This window comes from Tenacibaculum soleae (assembly GCF_030549005.1).
Taxonomy (GTDB): domain Bacteria; phylum Bacteroidota; class Bacteroidia; order Flavobacteriales; family Flavobacteriaceae; genus Polaribacter; species Polaribacter soleae.
Genome location: NZ_JAUOSW010000008.1, coordinates 108,184 through 126,693 on the forward strand (window position 1 = coordinate 108,184; position 18,510 = coordinate 126,693).

The window sequence follows — 18,510 nt, forward strand, 5'->3', positions numbered from 1 at the left end:
TTATGAACAAAAAAATATTTTACATACTATTTTTTATCTCACTTTCTGTTTTTGCACAAAAAACGAAAACAATTAGTGGTACAATTATAGATGCGTCAAGAATGGATCCTTTACCGGGTGTTTCGGTTTATGCATCAACAAAAATGATTGGTAGTAAAACCAATATAGATGGTATTATTCGAGCTTCAATGATAGGTTCGACAACTGATTTTGATGGAAACTTTTCTTTTAAGGGATCAAAAGATATAAAATACATTATAATATCATATATGGGTTTTGAAACTCAAAAAATTAATGTTGAGAATAAGAGTAAAAACCTCATAATTTCTTTAGAAGAAAAGGAAGAAATTTTAGGAGAAGTAATTGTAACAGGATATCAAAAGATTGAAGAAAGAAAAGTGACTTCCTCTTATGTTAAAATAAAAACAGATGATGTTAAACGTGCTGGTACGGCTAATATTGATCAAATGCTTTCTGGAGAAATTTCAGGAGTACTTGTTCAACCAACTAGTGGCGCACCTGGAGCTCCAGCAAAAATTCAAATTAGAGGTACTTCAACCTTAAATGGTTCTTCAGATCCTTTGTGGGTTTTAGATGGAATTCCTTTACAAGGAAATGATATACCTAAAGATTTTACAGATAAAGATAATATTGATAACTTAAGATCGTACCCTATAGCAGGTATAAATCCTGATGATATAGAAGAAATTACAGTTTTAAAAGATGCTTCAGCAACATCTATTTATGGAGCTAGAGCAGCTAATGGAGTAATTGTAATTACTACAAAAAAAGGTAAAAAAGGCGAAATGAGAATTAATTTTAACGCAAGTTCTTTTTTAACTTTAAGACCTAATTTTGATAAATTAAACCTAATGAATGCTTCTGAAAAAGTAGACTTTGAATTAGGTTTAGCAAGTAGGTCAGATTTAGTATATCAAAGCGAAAGAGGTGGAGTGTCTCGTATTTTACAAGCTTTCGGAGAATATGATAACTTTCAAAACAATGGTTTTTCAAGTATAAACCCATTAGCCCAAAATGCTATTAATAATTTAAGAAATAAAAATACTAATTGGGGTAATGAATTGTATCAAGCAGCAATAAATCAACAATATGGGTTAACACTTTCAGGAGGAAGTGAAAAATCAAGGTATTATTTTTCTTTAGGGTATTTTGATGAAGAAGGAACAACAAAAGGAACTGGATTAAATAGGTATAACCTTACTTTTAAAAATGACTATGATGTAAATGATAAGCTAAATATTGGAGTATCAGTTTTTGCAAGTAGAAATAAAAGCACATCATATATTACAGGGATTGATGCATACACAAACCCAGCAAATTATTCAAGAAGAGTAAACCCTTATTTTACACCATATAATACTGATGGTAGTTATAATTATGATCCAGATTTAATTGAAAGGTCAGATTTAAATTTAAATTATAATCCTTTAGAAGAAAGACAGAATACAAATCAAGAGCTTACATCGTATTCTATTAAACCAATAATTGACCTTACATATAAATTTGATAAAACTTTAAGATTGTACACGCAGTTAGGTATGCAGTTCGATTTTGATCAAACTGAAAAGTTTGGAGGTAAAAACAGTTACTATACTCGAAAATACAGATTTGGGTCTAGATATCAAGATGAAGATGGGAACGACGCTTTTTTTATGCCACAAGGAGGTATAAATCAAAATTGGAATAGTGATGCTTTTCAATACAATTGGAAAACTACTTTAAATTATAACACTTCTATAAATAATATTCATGAAGTTGATGTGATGCTAGGTACCGAGTTTAGAGAAGACAAGCGTACAGAAATTCATACAAAAGGGTTTGGTTTTAATAGCAACACTTTAAGAACCATACCAATAACAGATGAAAGAGCTTTAGAAAATGAATTGTTTAATCCTTACAAAAAAACAATTAACGAAAATGCATATGCATCTTTCTTTGGAACAGCTTCGTATACTTACGATAGAAAATATACAATATTTGGAAGCTTACGATATGATGGTTCAAACTTATTTGGAGTAAACCCAGAGTTTAGATACTTACCTTTATGGTCAGTTGCAGGTTCTTGGAATGTCGCTAAAGAAAGCTTTTTTGATATAGAGGCAATAAAAGACTTTAAAATAAGAGGTTCATATGGTGTACAAGGAAACATAGATAAATCAACATCTCCTTTTGTGGTTGGAGAGTATAAAGATGTTACTATTTTACCAGGAAATTCTGAACAAGGAATTAATGTAATATCTGCTCCTAACAAAGATTTACGTTGGGAAAAAACAATCTCATCAAATGTAGGGTTTGACTTAGGTTTGTTTAATAATAGAGTATATGTATCAGCAGATTATTATTATCGTAAAAGTTCTGATTTAATTGGATTACAAGCAATACCTCTAGAATCTGGTTTCAATTTTATTAACACAAATTGGGCAACATTAAGTAATAAAGGTGTTGAGTTGGCTATTAATACTAAAAATATAGTAAATGATGATTTTAAGTGGAGTACAAGTTTTAATATATCACACAATAAGAATAGAGTAGAGAAAATTCAAATAAAAGAGAACGATTTTAAACCTTCTTTATTAGGATATGGAGTTAACGGAGTTTTCGCTATAAAAACAGCAGGTTTAGATAGCAATGGGTTGCCATTGTTTTGGAAAGATGGAAATAAAGTAACAGCGGTAGATTTTTATAACTTATCAGAAGGGGTTGATGGAAACCAATTAACAAGAGAAGAGCATAGAAATTTATATACTTATGTAGGTAATGCAGATCCTGAATTTAGTGGAGGTTTTATTAATAAGTTTCAATACAAAGATTTTAGTCTAAGCATAGCAACTAATTTTAATATAAATCAAACTGTAAAAAGAACACCAACATACCATCCTACACAAGTAAGTCCTACTTATAATTATAATAAAGAAATTTTAAAAGCAGGTACAGGAAATTACCCTGCATTGATTGGTAGTACAACTCCTGGGTTTGAAACAGACTTAGTGTATAATTGGTATCACACATATGATACAGGTAATACATTCAGAGACTTAGATATATGGATAGATAAAATATCATACATAAGAGTTAATAGTATAAAGTTTGGATATAGTGTGCCAAGTAAATATCTAGAAAGTATGAATGTTTCAAGGTTAAGTTTTAACCTTGAAGGGAGAAATCTATTTGTTTTCGGAACAGATTATGACGGATATTTTGACCCAGAAACTTTTGGTAGTTCATATTCACAACCAATACCAAAAATTATTTCTTTCGGATTTAATCTTTCTTTTTAAAAAATACATATAAAGATGAAAAAATACATATACATATTATTTGTAACAATAATTACGCTAGTTTCATGCGATGATTATTTAGATATTGAGCCAGTTGGTCAAGTAATACCTAAATCAGTAGAAGATTATAGAAGTTTTTTAACTACAGCTTACGGAACCAAAAAAAATAATCATATTTTAACAACATATAGAGCTGATGAATTACAGTTGAGTAAAAGCTCTCCAGGATCATCGCAATATGAAGATATTTACTTATGGAATGATACAAACACCTCACCATTAACAACTCCTTTTTCATACGCTAGTTTCTATAAAATAATTTTTCATGCAAATCATGTAATTGAAAAAGAAACTGAAATTACTGGTGACGTAACAGCTGTTAACCAGTTGGTAGGAGAGGCTTATGCATTACGAGCACTACAATATTTTCAGTTAGTTAATTTATATGCAAAAGCATATAGTACTACTTCTGCTAACAGTGATAATGGTATTCCTATAGTGACTGAATATAACTTAGATCAAAAATATGATATTCAATCAATTGAGGAAGTTTATGTACAGATTTTAAATGATCTTTCTAATGCTGAAGCACGTTTAAATATTGAACAACAAGCTACTGGTTTAAACTATAGATTTTCAAAGATTGCATTAAAAAGCTTAGAATCGAAAGTGTATTTATATAAAAAAGAATGGCAAAAAGCTATCATCGCAAGTAAAGAGGCACTTGCTATAAAAAATACAATACAAGATTTAAATGTAGATGATTCAATTATGCCATCAGAGTTTAGTTCTGTAGAATCTATTTTAGCATTAGATCAAGTATCATCGTTTGATATAGCAAGTAATGCTGCAGTTTCAGATCAACTATTAAATAAATATGATCGAACAAATGACTTAAGGTTTAATTTGTACTTTAAGAAAGACGGAAGCGTTTATAGACCAGCCAAAACAGCAAATTTAAAGTATAAGTCAACTTTTAGAGTTGCTGAATTATATTTTAATTTATCAGAAGCTTATCTACAAAACAATGAATTAGCTTTAGCAAAATTAGAGTTGTTAAAAGTAGCTGAAAATAGATATACCCCGTCTAAGATGGCTACATATATAACATTCATAAACTCTTTAAATAAAGAAGATTTTTACAAAGAATTATTAGAAGAAAGAGCGCGTGAGTTGGCAATTGAAGGACATCGTTGGAATGATTTAAAAAGAACCTTGCAGCCAAAAATAATTAAATGGTATGAAGGTACAAATTATACATTACAACAAAATGATGATCGGTACGTAATACAATTTCCTAATGATGCTAAAATAAATAATCCCAATTTTTAAAATATAACTCCGGTAAGTGTCAAACGGATTAAAATAATTGACACTCAAAAATTAACAAATTAAATATATACATTATGAAAAAAGTTTTCCCTTTTTTATCTTTAATTATAGCACTTATAATAATAGGTTGTTCTAGTGATGATAAAGATAGCGTATCTCAATCATCGTTAAATAGTATTACAAGTTTCAAAATTAATTTTGAAGGCTTAAATGAAGATGATGTTATTTATAACTTAGGAAATAATATTACTATTAGTGTTCCTTATAAAACGAACATTTCAGATTTGGTTACGAATATAACGATATCTGAAAATGCTACAATTGTTCCTGCGTCAGGGCAAGCTGTAAGTTTTGTAGATGGACAAGAAATGCCTTTTGTTGTTACTGCCGAAAATGGTACAGATAAAGTATATAACGTAACCATAAATATTCGTGGAGAAGTGGGTAGTGGTTCACAGATAGCAACTTATCATTTTAAAGACGATTTTAGCGAAAGTAAAACGACTTATACTTATGATGATGTTTCTAATTTTATGAAATCTTATTCAGAAGAAGCAGGAGGATCTACCACAACTTATACCTATGTTTACAATGATAAAAATCAAATAATAAAAAGAGAATCAGATACACAAAGTGTTATATATACATATAATGATGAAGGTTTAATAATAAGTGCTAAACAGACCGATGAAGGTACTGAGTCTTACACATTTTCTTACACTTATAATGATGATAAAAGATTAGAAAAAAAAGAAAGAATAAACAAAGAGAATGATAGAGTAACAAATACAAGTTATACTTATGATGCTTCAGGAAATGTTAAAACAACAACAATTGGAGCAGAAACATTAGAGAATAACTACGACAACAAAAATAACCCATTTAAAGGTTTATATCCTTCATCTTATGCTAAAATTAATGTAGGAGTTGGCCTATCAGAGGTTAATGTAAATAACCCTGTACAAGGTAGTTTTTCAACTGATACACCTGTAGTTTATACATATAATACAGACGGGTATCCTTTAACTGCATCATATCTAGTATTTGGGTTCATTAATACTAATGTAACATATACATATTTGAATTAATTGATGTTTCCCCTAGTTAAGCACTCTTAAAATTTATTTTAGGGGTGTTTTTTTTATGCAAATTTATTATTATGAAAAGATTAACCATATTATTAATAACTATTTTACTAACCGGCTGTAAAACAAGTGCTACAAAAAACGAAGATATAACTATAGAGTTGACAAATGAAGAGCAACTAAATAAATTGTATCAAGAAAGAATAAAACCTCTATTTAGTTCGTATAGAGATATAATGATACCTAATGATTTTAGAATAGATAAAGAAGATAGTTCTATTAATGCTGGAGCAGCAGACGGTTATATTGAAGTAAGTCAAGGATTAGTAGACTATGATAAAGAGTATATAAAAGTTTATGTGTTATCTCATGAAATAGGTCATATCGTAACACTTAATCAAGCACAAAAGTTTGAATTAGGTTCGCAAATACCTTCTGGAATTAAAACAAATGATTATAAAAAAGCAGAGTATTTAGCAGATTTAATTGCGATACATTTAATGCTAACCAAAGAGAAAACTTTAGGAGAAGAATTAAAACAGAATTTAGAAGTAGTTCAATCTTTATTAGGACCAGAAATATTTACACATCCAAGTGCTGTAGATAGAGTAGAGCTAATGAATTTGTATATTGAAAAAAGCTTTAATGAAGATCCAAACATAGCTTTTGAAGAAATTTTTGAAAAGATATGGAATATGGATTAAAACAAAAGCGTCCCAGAGGGCGCTTTTGTTTTTTATAAGAGATTATTATGGTACTTCTAGAAAACTTTTTAATTCATTGAGATAGTCATAAGTGATGTTCTTTTCATCTAGTTCTTTTAAATAGCTTTTAATATCATTGTGCCATTTAATTTTATGTAATTTAATATTTGGAGACTCATTTTTGTTATTATCGTCAATTTGTTTTCTGAATTCATCAGTTCTTTCTAGAATTTTCCGTAAAATGTCTTTTAATTTTTTTGCAGATTCTTTATGAGTAATACCTTTGAATAAGAATTCCTTTTGAAATCGATTGAAATTTATAAACTCATTAAGAAGATTGATTAGTTGACTTACTAACCCATGAATATTGGTAATTGAATAATTTGTCATATTCTCACTAATCAAATTAGTGATTTTTTGTAATAATGTTATTTGGTTTTGAAGCTCTTGGTATCTAAGCTCAAAAAGCTTATTCTTTTTTTGATTAATTTGATTTAATAAGATTTGAAAAACACCTACTATTAAGGCAAGTAATGGAATTAGAGCAGCAAGTATTTTATCTGTTCCGTCAATAATTTTACAATTAAAAAATAAATAAAATATTACTGATGTAATAATTATTAGAGATAGATAAAGAAAAATATAATCCAAATTTTTTCTAACCTTTTTGATCATTTAGTAGCGTGTCTAATTAATGAAAACAACTTTTTTAGTTTAAAGTACTTAAACATATACGTTTATTATTTAATAACAAAAAAATAAAAATAAACAAAAAAGCAACCTCATTTGAGGTTGCTTTTTTGTTTATTTCATGTAATATGTTAGTTTAACATGCTCCATAATTTATCTTTTAATTCTTGTAATCCTAATTGAGCTACAGATGATATAAATAAAGTTTCGATACCTTCAGGTAATTCTTTTTTAATTTCTTCTTTTAACTCATCATCTAGCATATCAGCTTTAGAGATGGCTAACAAACGATCTTTGTCTAACAATTCAGGATTGTGTTTGCGAAGTTCATTTAACAGAATTTCATATTCTTTTTGAATATCATCACTATCAGCAGGAATTAAAAATAATAAGGTAGAGTTACGCTCAATATGTCGTAAAAAGTAATGACCTAAACCTTTACCTTCGGCAGCACCTTCTATAATTCCAGGAATATCAGCAACCACAAAACTTTTATGATTACGGTGTTCTACAATACCTAAGTTTGGTTTAAGTGTTGTAAAAGCATAATCTGCAATTTTAGGTTTAGCTGCGGTAATTACAGATAATAAAGTAGATTTTCCTGCATTTGGAAAGCCAACTAAACCAACATCTGCTAAAATTTTTAGTTCAATACGAAACCATCCATCTACACCATCAACACCAGGTTGTGCATATCGAGGTGCTTGGTTTGTTGATGATTTAAAATGCCAGTTACCACGACCACCTTTACCTCCTTCTAACAAAATAATGTCTTGGTCATGATGTGTAACTTCATATAAAATTTCATCAGTGTCAGCATCACGAATAATAGTTCCTAACGGTACTGGTACGATAATATCTTTCGCATCGTGCCCAGTACTACGGCTTGCACTTCCATCGCCACCAGATTCTGCTCTAAAATGACGTTTAAATTTTAAGTGAAAAAGTGTCCACATACTTTTATCACCTCGTAAAATAATGTGACCTCCACGACCACCATCACCTCCATCAGGACCACCTTTGGTAATAAATTTTTCACGATGTAAGTGTACAGATCCTCGACCACCTTTACCAGATGATGCGTAGATTTTTATATAGTCAACAAAATTTCCTTCAGTCATTTTTTTTAAATATTTAAAGAGCTAGTGTTTTCTCTTTATGTAAATTATAATGTATCAAACACGGCTGATAAACGTTGTGTAATCTCCTCTATAGAGCCTACTCCGTTTACTCCGTAATAATTACCTTGTTCTTGGTAAAAATCTTTTAAAACAGCTGTTTTAGTATTGTACTCGTTAAAACGGTTTCTAATTTTACCTTCATCAGTATCATCAGTTCTTCCACTTGTTTTTCCTCTTTCCAGTAAGCGTTCAACTAATAAGTCTTCAGAAACTTCTAAAGCAACCATTCCGTTAATACGCTCATTTTTTTCAGCTAAAAAAGCATCTAAAGCTTTAGCTTGTGATTCAGTTCTTGGAAAACCATCAAAAATAAATCCGTTTGCACCTGCATTTCGTTCTACTTCAGCCTTTAACATATTAATAGTTACTTCATCAGGTACTAAATTACCGTCATCCATATATGTTTTTGCTAATAAACCTAATTCAGTTTCGTTTTTAATATTAAAACGGAAAACATCTCCTGTAGAAATGTGTACTAAATTATATTTTTCTTTTAATAAATCGGCTTGTGTTCCTTTTCCGGCACCAGGAGGGCCAAATAATACAATATTTGTCATTTTGGGTTGTGTTGTTAGTTGGTAAATAGCGGGTAAATTTCTACCATAACCGTTGTAATCCAATCCGTAACCGACGATAAATTTATCTTCAATACTTTTTCCGATATAATTTATATGTAGTTCTTTACGATATACATCTGGTTTGTAAAAAAGAGTAACTATTTTTAGTTCTTTTATATTTTTTGTTTTGAATATTTCGTAAATATCTTGTAAAGTAGCACCTGTGTCAATAATATCTTCTAAAATAACAACTGTTCGGTTTGTTAAATCTTCATTAATACCGATGAGTTTTTTTACTTTTTCGGTTGATGTTGTTCCTTCGTAAGATGCTAATTTTACAAAACTAATTTCGCAATCACCTTTATATTCTCGTAAAAAATCGGCAGTAAAAACAAAGCATCCGTTTAAAATTCCTACAAATAATGGAACTTCATCTTTCGGTAAATCTTTTTTTACTTGTTGCGCTAATCTTTTAATAATATCAGAAAGTTCATTTGTTGAAATGAATTCCTTAAAATATAAATCGTGTAGTTTTGTAATTTTCATCAGACTGCAAAGATAGTTGCTTGATTGTAAATGAAAAAACCGTTTTGAATATTATTCAAAACGGTTTTTGTAAAATATATTATAGTTTTATTTTTTCTCTTCTTTTTTAGAAGAATCAAACATAATTGGTGTTGCTACGAATAATGAAGAGTAGGTACCTACAACTACCCCTACGATTAGCGCGAACATAAATCCTTTAATACTGTCTCCTCCAAAGAAGAAGATTGCTAACATTACTAATAAAGTAGTTAAAGAGGTATTAATTGTTCTTCCTAAAGTACTACTTAAAGCTTTGTCTACTAAACCAGCAGTTAAAGAGTTGCTGTTATCAGCATATTCTCTAATTCTATCAAAAATTACCACGGTATCATTTAGTGAGTATCCAACAACTGTTAAGATGGCTGCGATAAATGATTGCCCGATTTCCATATCAAAAGGCATGAATTTGTAACAGATAGAAAACACTCCTAATACTACCAATACATCGTGAAATACTGCTGATACTGCACCAATAGAGTATGACATTTTTCTAAAACGCAATAAAATGTATAAGAATACTACAAGTAATGATCCGATTACGGCCCATAATGCAGATTTTTTAATATCATCAGCAATAGTAGGTTCTACTTTCATGTAGCTCATAATTCCGCTACCAACTTTTTCAAACCCTGGTTTAAAATCTTCGTAAGAAGTAGTACCTAAATATGATTTTAATCCGGTATATAAAGCATTCTGAACTTGTTCGTCAACCTCAGTACCTTCTTCATCAATTTTAAAAGTAGTAGTAATTTTTAATTGATGATCAGAACCATAGGTTTTAACTTCAGGAGCAGCTTCAAAAGCACCTTGTAAAGAAGAGGCAACTTCAGTTGCATTCATTGCCTGATCAAAACGAACAACGTATGAACGTCCTCCTTTAAAATCAACTCCTTGTTTTAATCCTAAAGTAAAGATAGATATTAATCCAACTAGGATAAAGAATCCTGAAATAATGTAAGCTAATTTACGCTTCTTTAAAAACTCGATATTAATGTTGTTAAACCAGTTTTTAGAAATTTTTGTATTAAATGTTAAGTTTGTTCCTTTGTTAACTGTACTATCTATAAATAAACGAGTAATAAAAATAGCTGTAAATAAAGAAGTTGCAATACCTAGCATTAAGGTATAAGCAAAACCTTTAATTGGTCCTGTACCAAAAACAAATAAGATAAGTCCTGTTAAGAAAGTAGTAATGTTTGCATCGATAATTGCTGATAAAGCTCCTTTAAAACTAAATCCTTCACTAACAGCGGTATTTACATCTTTACCACCTCTTAAGGCTTCTTTAATTCTTTCAAAAATAATTACGTTCGCGTCTACCGACATACCTATTGTTAAGATAATACCAGCAATACCAGGTAATGTTAATACAGCATTAAACGATACTAACCATCCGAATATGAATAAGATGTTTACTAAAAGTGCAATGTTTGAGAATAAACCTGCTTTACCGTAGTATAAAACCATCCAAATTAATATTAAGAAAATTGCTAATCCGAATGACCAAATACTTGCGTCAATAGATTCTTGACCTAATGATGGTCCAACAACTTCCATTTGAATAATTCTTGCAGGAGCAGGTAATTTACCGGCTTTTAATACTGTAGCAATATCTTGTGCTTCTTCAACAGTCATTGATCCTCCAGAAATTTGAGTTTGACCTCCTGTAATTGCTCCAGGAACAGATGGTGCGGTATATACATAGTCATCTAATACAACAGCCACAAAACGACCAGTGTTATCACCAGTTAATTTAGCCCATTTTTTAGATCCTACACCATTCATTGACATAGAAACAACAGGCTTGCTTACTTCATTGAAATCTTGTTTTGCATCTGCAATTACATCACCATCAATGGCAGCTTTGTCATTTCTGTTAGATTTTATTGCATATAAACCAATAATTTCAGCAGATCCATCAGCGCCAGTTTGTGCTTTATAATCCCATAAAAACTTAACATATTTTAAATTTGCAGGTAATAAAGCTCTTACACTTTTATTAGCTAATAAGCTATTTACCTTAGCAGTATCTTGTACTTTAGCTTGTGCAACTAAAGAGCTCATTTGCTGTTGGTTTTGAGCTACGTTTGGAAATAAGTAGGTAAATAAGTTTTTTTGGTTTTCAACTTTTGTAGAATCAGCAGTTTCTCCTAATAAATCATCAATATCATCAGCTTTCGTTGAATCTTTGGCAACCTTAGTAGTTGAATCATCTTTTAATAACTCAGCAACCTTTGCATTTGCAGCAAAGAAAAAGTTTTGAATTTCAGCATTTGTATATACTTCCCAAAATTGTAATTCAGCAGTACTTGTAATTAATTTAGTAACACGCTCAATATCTTTAGCTCCTGCCAATTCAATTTGAATTCTACCAGAAGTACCAATACGTTGAATACTTGGTTGTGTTACCCCAAATTTATCAATACGACTACGTAATACTTCAAAAGAGGTATTGATAGAGGTATTAATTTCTTCTTGAAGAACTTCTTTTACTTCAGCATTCGTTTTATTAAAATCGATTTTTTCACGTAAAGATTTTGTTCCGAATATTGCAGGGTCACTTAACTTAACGCTTCCGTTACTTAACGTTTCAAATTCATTAAAAAATAAATCTAAGTAATTATCTTGACTAGCCTTTTGAGCTTCATTTGCATTTGCTAAAGCTTTTCTAAAAACAGTGTTGTTTGAATCGTTTGCTAAAGCGACTAAAATATCCTTAACAGACACTTGTAAAATTGCGTTGATACCACCTTTTAAGTCTAAACCAAGGTTCATTTCACGCTCCTTAATGTCGTTATAAGTGTACTTAGAAACACCTAAATTTACTACTTCATCATTAGCTACACTATCAAGATATTTTCTCTCGAATTTAGCTAACGCTCTACCGTTGTTATCTTTAACGTTTTCTTTCGCATATACTTTTGCGTTGTCTTCTACTTTGTTAGCAAAAAATGTAAACGACAATTGGTATAAACTTACTAATCCGAAAAGGACAGCAAATAATTTAATAAGACCTTTGTTTTGCATCTATAATAATTTAATTCGAGTTCTTTTTTAAAACGTGCAAATATAGTATTTCAAAAAAGATTTGCCAATTCTTTTATCATATTTATCTGTTTACGCTATGTTTAGTTAAAAAATGCTAACAATTATCAGTTTTTATAAGGATTGTATTATGTATATTTACTTGTTTTTTAAAGCATAAATAATCACATAAAATTATACAATTCGCTATGGCGCATTTAACCGATATTGAGATAGCTCAAGCAAAAGATTTACAACATATTAAGTACATAGCAAATAAGTTGCAAGTACAAGAAGATGATTTAGAAATGTATGGTAAATACAAAGCTAAATTGCCACTAAATTTAATTGATGATAAAAATATTAATAATAATAATTTAGTTTTAGTAACTGCCTTAACACCAACCCCAGCTGGCGAAGGAAAAACAACAGTTTCTATTGGTTTAACCGAAGGATTAAATAAAATTAATAAGCAAGCTACAGTTGTTTTGCGTGAACCATCTTTAGGACCAGTGTTTGGTATTAAAGGAGGAGCAGCTGGTGGAGGTTATTCTCAAGTAGTACCAATGGAAGATATTAACTTGCATTTTACAGGAGATTTTAACGCCATCGAAAAAGCAAACAATCTTTTATCTGCATTAATAGATAATAATTTACAAAGTAAGGTAGGTAATTTAAATATTGACCCACGTACTGTTTTATGGAAACGCGTTATTGATATGAATGATCGTGCGTTACGCCAAATAACTATTGGGCTAGGAGGAACAGCAAATGGTATTCCTCGTGAGGATGGATTTAACATCACACCAGCATCCGAAGTAATGGCAATACTTTGTATGGCGATAAATTTTGATGATTTAAAAAAACGATTAGGAAATATTTTTATAGGATTTACTTTTGATAAAAAACCAGTTTTTGCAGCCGATTTAAAGGCTCAAGATGCCATGGCTATTTTATTAAAAGATGCAATTAAACCAAATTTAGTACAAACCCTAGAGGGAAACCCTGCTATTATTCATGGAGGTCCATTTGCTAATATAGCACAAGGAACAAATACGATTATTGCAACCAAAATGGGATTATCATTATCTAATTATGTGGTCACTGAAGCAGGTTTCGGTGCAGATTTAGGTGCTGAAAAGTTTTTAAATATTAAATCTGCATACGCAGGATTAAATCCAAAGTGTGTTGTATTAGTGGCAACAATAAGAGCATTACGTCACCATGGTGGAGCTAAGAAAGAGGAGTACAATACACCTAGTTTGGTGAAAGTTCAAGACGGATTCAAAAATCTAGAAAAACATATTGAGAATATTCGTAAGTTTAATATTGAGCCAGTAGTTGCAATTAACTCATTTATTTCTGATTCAGACGAAGAAGTAAGTTTTGTAATTGATGCGTGTAAAAAGCTAGGTGTCGAAGCTGTCGTTTCTGAAGGATGGGCAAAAGGTGGCGAAGGAACTAAAAATCTTGCAAAAGCTGTAGTTAATGTGGTTGAAAATAAAGCAACAAAATTTAAACCTTTGTACGATTGGAAAAGCCCAGTGAAAGATAAAATAGAAAAGATTGCAAAAGAAATTTATGGAGCCGATGCTGTTACTTATGATAAAAAAGCAGCATTAAATTTACGTAGAATTGATAGATTAGGGTTTAATGATTTTGCAGTTTGTATGGCAAAAACTCAAAAATCTTTTTCTGATGATGATAAATTGATAGGGAGACCAGAAGGATTTACAATTAATGTTCGTGAAATTGAAATTGCAGCGGGAGCACAATTTGTAATTCCTATTTTAGGAAAAATGATGCGTATGCCAGGCTTACCAGCAACTCCAGCTTCAGAGAATATGAGTATTGATAGTCATGGAGTAATTTCAGGGTTGTCATAAAATTAGCTTATCTATAAAAACAACAAATCCTGAGCTAAAACTCAGGATTTGTTGTTTTTATTTTGTTGTAAAAATTAATTAACTCCACGTTGTTTATTAATTTCATCTTGTAATTGTCGTCTTAATTTTTGTTCTTTATCAATAGCATTTCTTTTGTATTGTTCGAGTTCATCTTCAACATCTGTCAAGGCATTTTTTGTTTCTTTAATTACAAAATAACTACTTTTAAACTTAAAAATAAAAAAAGCAAGTCCAGCTAATAACCCGCAAATAATACTCCAAAGAATTGTGTTATAGGTGTTTTTATCTAAGAATGTTCCTAAAAAAGAAAACGCATCTTCTTTTTTTATTGAAGTAGCAAGGTTGTCTTTTAAAGTAATAATTTCATTTTTTAAAAGAGTTGCGTTTTTTAACTGTTCATCTATTTTAAGCTGCTTTGTTACAATATCTTTTTTTATAGTAGAAATGCTATCAAGTATATTTTTTTGAAAACTCGTAAAATGCGTACGCTTAATCATTTTATATTCTTGCCAGTTATTAGATAATCTATAAATTTTAGTAAACTGGTTTTCTATTGTATTTGGTAACGCTTCTACTTCTGTTTTCGATAAACGGCTTTGAGCAGAGATGTTTTGCACTAAAAGTGCTAGTAATAGGATTCTTAAAATTTTCATAGGTAAGAATATTATATATGTATTGATAACTAATTGGTTTAAAAAAACCCAAACGTTTAAGTTTGGGTTTTTAGTATAAGCAAGGTTATGAAACTTATTTTACTTTTTCTACAATGGCCTTAAAAGCTTCTGGGTTGTTCATAGCTAAATCGGCTAAAACCTTACGGTTTAATTCGATATTATTAGCTTTTACTTTCCCCATAAACTGAGAGTAAGACATTCCAAACTGACGAGCTCCTGCGTTAATACGCTGAATCCATAATGAACGGAAGTTTCTCTTATTGTTTTTACGGTCACGATACGCATATGTCATCGCTTTTTCTACCGCATTTTTTGCTACTGTGTAAACGTTTTTACGTCTTCCAAAGTAACCTTTTGCTGCCTTCAAGATTTTTTTTCTTCTTCTTCTTGAGGCTACTGAATTTACTGATCTTGGCATAATTCAAATGTTTTTTGTAGTAGGCGATTGAAATTAATCAATACTTTATTGAGCCTAACTCCATGGTTAATAATTAAATTCCCTGGCTAACAAATTAGTTTTAACGATTATTTTAAAACTAGTTGTTGCTTAATGTTTGCTTCATCAGACTTGTGTACTAATGTTGCGTGTGTTAAAGCTAGCTTACGTTTTTTAGACTTCTTTGTTAAGATGTGACTCTTAAACGCATGCTTTCTTTTGATCTTTCCAGAACCTGTTAACTTGAAACGTTTTTTGGCACTAGACTTTGTTTTGATTTTAGGCATCTTTGTTCTTTAGTTTATCTTGCTTATATATTGTGAATGATTTTATTATTTACTCTTTTTAGGAGCAATAAACATAATCATACGTTTTCCTTCTAACTTAGGCATTTGTTCTACTTTACCATAGTCTTCTAATTCTTGTGCTAATTTTAATAGTAAAATCTGCCCTTGCTCTTTAAAGACAATCGAACGTCCTTTAAAGAAAACAAATGCTTTTAATTTAGCACCGTCCTGTAAAAACTTAATAGCATGTTTCTTTTTAAATTCATAATCATGCTCATCAGTTTGTGGTCCAAAACGAATTTCTTTTACGGTAACTTTAGTAGCTTTTGATTTTAAAGCTTTATCACGTTTCTTTTGTTCGTATAAAAACTTTTTATAATCAATAACTTTACAAACAGGAGGAACAGCTTTAGGTGAAATTTCAACTAAATCTAGTTCTTGTTCGCGTGCTATTTCTTTGGCTTTTTCCAAAGGATAAACACCTATCTCAATGTTTTCGCCTACAAGACGAACTTCATCAACATATCTAATTTTTTCATTAATTCTATGTTGATCTTCTTTGATTACTCTGAGCGGTCTACGTCCGCCTCTTCTTCTAATTGCTATAACTTATGAATTTAAAATTATTATCTATTTTTAGTTTCCAAAAGGAACCAGTACTTTACTTACTTCTTTTTGAATTAAAGATACAAATTCTTCAATTGAAAAAGTTCCTATGTCTCCTTCTCCGTGTTTTCTTACAGATACCGTGCCGTCTTGTTCTTCCTTTTCACCAACAATAACCATGAATGGTATTTTGTTAACTTCGGCATCACGAATCTTCCTTCCTGTTTTTTCACTTCGGTTGTCCACGAGGGCGCGAATTTCGGAATTTTCTAACAAAGTTAAAACTTTTTTAGTATATTTTTGATATTTCTCACTGATTGGCAGTATAATAACCTGTTCTGGAGTTAACCAAAGCGGAAAATTACCTCCTGTATGCTCTAATAAAACAGCGATAAATCGTTCCATTGATCCAAAAGGTGCGCGGTGAATCATTACTGGTCGGTGTAATTCGTTGTCACTTCCTTTATAATTTAAGTCAAAACGCTCTGGTAAATTGTAATCTACTTGAATGGTTCCAAGTTGCCAACTTCTTCCTAAGGCATCTTTTACCATAAAGTCTAACTTAGGTCCGTAAAAAGCAGCTTCACCTTCTTCAATAACAAAATCTAAACCTTTGTCTTTTGATGCATTTATAATTGCCTGCTCAGCTTTTTCCCAGTTTTCAACATCTCCAATATATTTGTCAGGATTTTCAGGATCCCTTACAGATACTTGTGCAGTAAAATCCTTAAATCCTAAAGACCCAAAAACATATAGCACTAAATCAATAACGTTTTTAAACTCTTCATCTAATTGTTCAGGAGTACAAAAAATATGTGCATCATCTTGTGTAAAACCTCTTACACGAGTTAGTCCATGTAGTTCTCCACTTTGTTCGTATCTGTAAACAGTACCAAATTCAGCAAAACGCTTTGGTAAATCTTTATAAGAGTGTGGTTTAAAGTTGTAAACTTCACAGTGGTGCGGACAGTTCATAGGTTTTAATAAAAACTCTTCATCCATTTTTGGAGTTTTTATTGGTTGGAAACTATCTTCGCCATATTTGGCATAATGTCCAGAGGTAACATATAGTTCTTTTTGTCCAATATGTGGCGTCATCACCATTTCATATCCTGCTTTTTTTTGAGCAACTTTTAAAAAGTCTTCTAAACGGCTACGTAAAGCAGCTCCTTTCGGTAACCATAATGGTAGCCCTTGTCCAACTCTTTGAGAAAAAGTAAAAAGTTCTAGCTCTTTACCAAGTTTTCTGTGGTCGCGTTTTTTAGCCTCTTCCAATAACTCTAAATACTCAGTAAGCATTTTTTGCTTAGGAAAAGAAATACCATATATACGAGTTAACTGATTGTTTTTTTCATCACCTCTCCAGTAAGCCCCAGCAACATTCATCACTTTTATAGCTTTTATAATACCAGTATGTGGTACATGACCACCTCTACATAAATCAGTGAAATCGCTATGATCACAAAAAGTAATTTCTCCGTCAGTCAAATTTTCAATTAATTCAACTTTATATTCATTTCCTTCTTCTTTATAATAAGCTAAAGCATCAGCTTTAGAAATTGATCGAAGTTTAAATTCATGTTTACCGCGGGCTAATTCTAAAAATTTCTTTTCAATTTCTGAAAAGTCTTTTTCAGAAATTGTCTTTTCTCCTAAATCAATGTCATAATAAAACCCATTATCAATAGCAGGACCAATAGTTAATTTAGCATTCGGATGAAATGTTAAGATAGCTTGCGCTAATACGTGTGCCGATGAATGCCAGAAAGCTTTTTTTCCGCCTTCATCGTTAAAAGTATATAGTATTAAAGAGCCATCGCTGGTAAGCGGGGTGGTAGTTTCGATAGTTCTACCATTAAAGTTTGCTGAAATAACATTTCTAGCAAAACCTTCACTTATATCTTTAGCAACATCCATTGGTGTGCTGTTTACTTCAAACTCTCTGACGCTTCCGTCGGGTAATGTAATTTTAATCATTGTATATATGTTACGTTTAATTTCCTTACAAGTGGAAATTTTCAAAAAGCAAAGGTATTGCAAAAGCGTTTTTAATACAATATAAGTTTGTTATTTTTATGGCGCGACAATTTTTCGCAAAAATTGTCGGGCTTTCACTCCTCGCTTTTTAGCTTTACCAAGCAAA

14 protein-coding genes are annotated in these 18,510 nt (G+C 30.8%); 5 read left to right on the forward strand and 9 right to left on the reverse strand.

Annotation, left to right across the window (positions count from 1 at the left end; genetic code table 11):
• Positions 1 to 2 precede the first annotated feature (2 nt).
• From Q4586_RS11870 to Q4586_RS11885, 4 genes are all read left to right on the forward strand, one after another.
• A complete protein-coding gene (locus tag Q4586_RS11870; RefSeq protein ID WP_303529191.1) occupies positions 3 to 3,299 on the forward strand; it encodes a SusC/RagA family TonB-linked outer membrane protein in 3,297 nt (1,098 codons plus the stop codon).
• Between the two features lie 15 nt (positions 3,300 to 3,314).
• Positions 3,315 to 4,631: a RagB/SusD family nutrient uptake outer membrane protein gene (locus tag Q4586_RS11875; protein ID WP_303529193.1), complete on the forward strand. Its 1,317-nt coding sequence runs from the start codon at positions 3,315 to 3,317 to the stop codon at positions 4,629 to 4,631.
• 74 nt (positions 4,632 to 4,705) lie between these two features.
• A complete protein-coding gene (locus tag Q4586_RS11880; RefSeq protein WP_303529195.1) occupies positions 4,706 to 5,719 on the forward strand; it encodes an SGBP N-terminal domain-containing protein in 1,014 nt (337 codons plus the stop codon).
• A 71-nt stretch (positions 5,720 to 5,790) separates the two neighbouring features.
• Positions 5,791 to 6,420 carry a M48 family metalloprotease gene (locus Q4586_RS11885; RefSeq protein WP_303529196.1) on the forward strand — a complete coding sequence of 210 codons (630 nt, stop codon included), beginning with the start codon at positions 5,791 to 5,793 and terminating at the stop codon, positions 6,418 to 6,420.
• 45 nt (positions 6,421 to 6,465) lie between these two features.
• Here Q4586_RS11885 and Q4586_RS11890 read toward each other — a convergent pair whose 3' ends face one another.
• The 4 genes from Q4586_RS11890 to secDF form a co-directional block, all read right to left on the reverse strand.
• The gene (locus Q4586_RS11890) at positions 6,466 to 7,095 is read right to left on the reverse strand and encodes a hypothetical protein (RefSeq protein WP_068701179.1); all 630 of its coding nucleotides are present in this window, start codon (positions 7,093 to 7,095) and stop codon (positions 6,466 to 6,468) included.
• Between the two features lie 146 nt (positions 7,096 to 7,241).
• Entirely contained in the window at positions 7,242 to 8,231 is a 990-nt protein-coding gene (gene obgE, locus Q4586_RS11895; RefSeq protein WP_303529197.1) for a GTPase ObgE, read from the reverse strand.
• A gap of 44 nt (positions 8,232 to 8,275) precedes the next feature.
• A complete protein-coding gene (locus Q4586_RS11900; protein WP_084442972.1) occupies positions 8,276 to 9,394 on the reverse strand; it encodes an adenylate kinase in 1,119 nt (372 codons plus the stop codon).
• Between the two features lie 87 nt (positions 9,395 to 9,481).
• Positions 9,482 to 12,460, reverse strand: coding sequence for a protein translocase subunit SecDF (gene secDF, locus Q4586_RS11905; protein ID WP_303529202.1), 2,979 nt, complete (start codon positions 12,458 to 12,460; stop codon positions 9,482 to 9,484).
• Between the two features lie 206 nt (positions 12,461 to 12,666).
• On the opposite strand from secDF, the gene Q4586_RS11910 reads away from it, so the two are divergent.
• Positions 12,667 to 14,343, forward strand: coding sequence for a formate--tetrahydrofolate ligase (locus Q4586_RS11910; RefSeq protein ID WP_303529205.1), 1,677 nt, complete (start codon positions 12,667 to 12,669; stop codon positions 14,341 to 14,343).
• A gap of 74 nt (positions 14,344 to 14,417) precedes the next feature.
• Here the strand turns inward: Q4586_RS11910 and Q4586_RS11915 are convergent, their stop codons facing one another.
• From Q4586_RS11915 to thrS, 5 genes are all read right to left on the reverse strand, one after another.
• Complete coding sequence (locus Q4586_RS11915) at positions 14,418 to 15,017, reverse strand: hypothetical protein (protein WP_303529208.1); 600 nt, start codon at positions 15,015 to 15,017, stop codon at positions 14,418 to 14,420.
• A 94-nt stretch (positions 15,018 to 15,111) separates the two neighbouring features.
• Positions 15,112 to 15,456, reverse strand: a complete 345-nt coding sequence (gene rplT / locus Q4586_RS11920; RefSeq protein ID WP_068701169.1) for a 50S ribosomal protein L20 — start codon at positions 15,454 to 15,456, stop codon at positions 15,112 to 15,114.
• Between the two features lie 107 nt (positions 15,457 to 15,563).
• Positions 15,564 to 15,761: a 50S ribosomal protein L35 gene (rpmI, locus tag Q4586_RS11925; RefSeq protein ID WP_028891165.1), complete on the reverse strand. Its 198-nt coding sequence runs from the start codon at positions 15,759 to 15,761 to the stop codon at positions 15,564 to 15,566.
• Between the two features lie 45 nt (positions 15,762 to 15,806).
• The gene (gene infC, locus Q4586_RS11930; RefSeq protein ID WP_084442970.1) at positions 15,807 to 16,325 is read right to left on the reverse strand and encodes a translation initiation factor IF-3; all 519 of its coding nucleotides are present in this window, start codon (positions 16,323 to 16,325) and stop codon (positions 15,807 to 15,809) included.
• Positions 16,326 to 16,397: 72 nt separating this feature from the next.
• Positions 16,398 to 18,344, reverse strand: coding sequence for a threonine--tRNA ligase (thrS, locus tag Q4586_RS11935; protein ID WP_303529213.1), 1,947 nt, complete (start codon positions 18,342 to 18,344; stop codon positions 16,398 to 16,400).
• Positions 18,345 to 18,510 lie beyond the last annotated feature (166 nt).

Coding starts and splice junctions, on each gene's coding strand:
- Q4586_RS11870 (WP_303529191.1), top strand. CDS start 3: ATGAACAAAAAAATATTTTACATACTATTTTTTATCTCACTTTCTGTT.
- Q4586_RS11875 (WP_303529193.1), top strand. CDS start 3,315: ATGAAAAAATACATATACATATTATTTGTAACAATAATTACGCTAGTT.
- Q4586_RS11880 (WP_303529195.1), top strand. CDS start 4,706: ATGAAAAAAGTTTTCCCTTTTTTATCTTTAATTATAGCACTTATAATA.
- Q4586_RS11885 (WP_303529196.1), top strand. CDS start 5,791: ATGAAAAGATTAACCATATTATTAATAACTATTTTACTAACCGGCTGT.
- Q4586_RS11890 (WP_068701179.1), bottom strand. CDS start 7,095: ATGATCAAAAAGGTTAGAAAAAATTTGGATTATATTTTTCTTTATCTA.
- obgE (WP_303529197.1), bottom strand. CDS start 8,231: ATGACTGAAGGAAATTTTGTTGACTATATAAAAATCTACGCATCATCT.
- Q4586_RS11900 (WP_084442972.1), bottom strand. CDS start 9,394: ATGAAAATTACAAAACTACACGATTTATATTTTAAGGAATTCATTTCA.
- secDF (WP_303529202.1), bottom strand. CDS start 12,460: ATGCAAAACAAAGGTCTTATTAAATTATTTGCTGTCCTTTTCGGATTA.
- Q4586_RS11910 (WP_303529205.1), top strand. CDS start 12,667: ATGGCGCATTTAACCGATATTGAGATAGCTCAAGCAAAAGATTTACAA.
- Q4586_RS11915 (WP_303529208.1), bottom strand. CDS start 15,017: ATGAAAATTTTAAGAATCCTATTACTAGCACTTTTAGTGCAAAACATC.
- rplT (WP_068701169.1), bottom strand. CDS start 15,456: ATGCCAAGATCAGTAAATTCAGTAGCCTCAAGAAGAAGAAGAAAAAAA.
- rpmI (WP_028891165.1), bottom strand. CDS start 15,761: ATGCCTAAAATCAAAACAAAGTCTAGTGCCAAAAAACGTTTCAAGTTA.
- thrS (WP_303529213.1), bottom strand. CDS start 18,344: ATGATTAAAATTACATTACCCGACGGAAGCGTCAGAGAGTTTGAAGTA.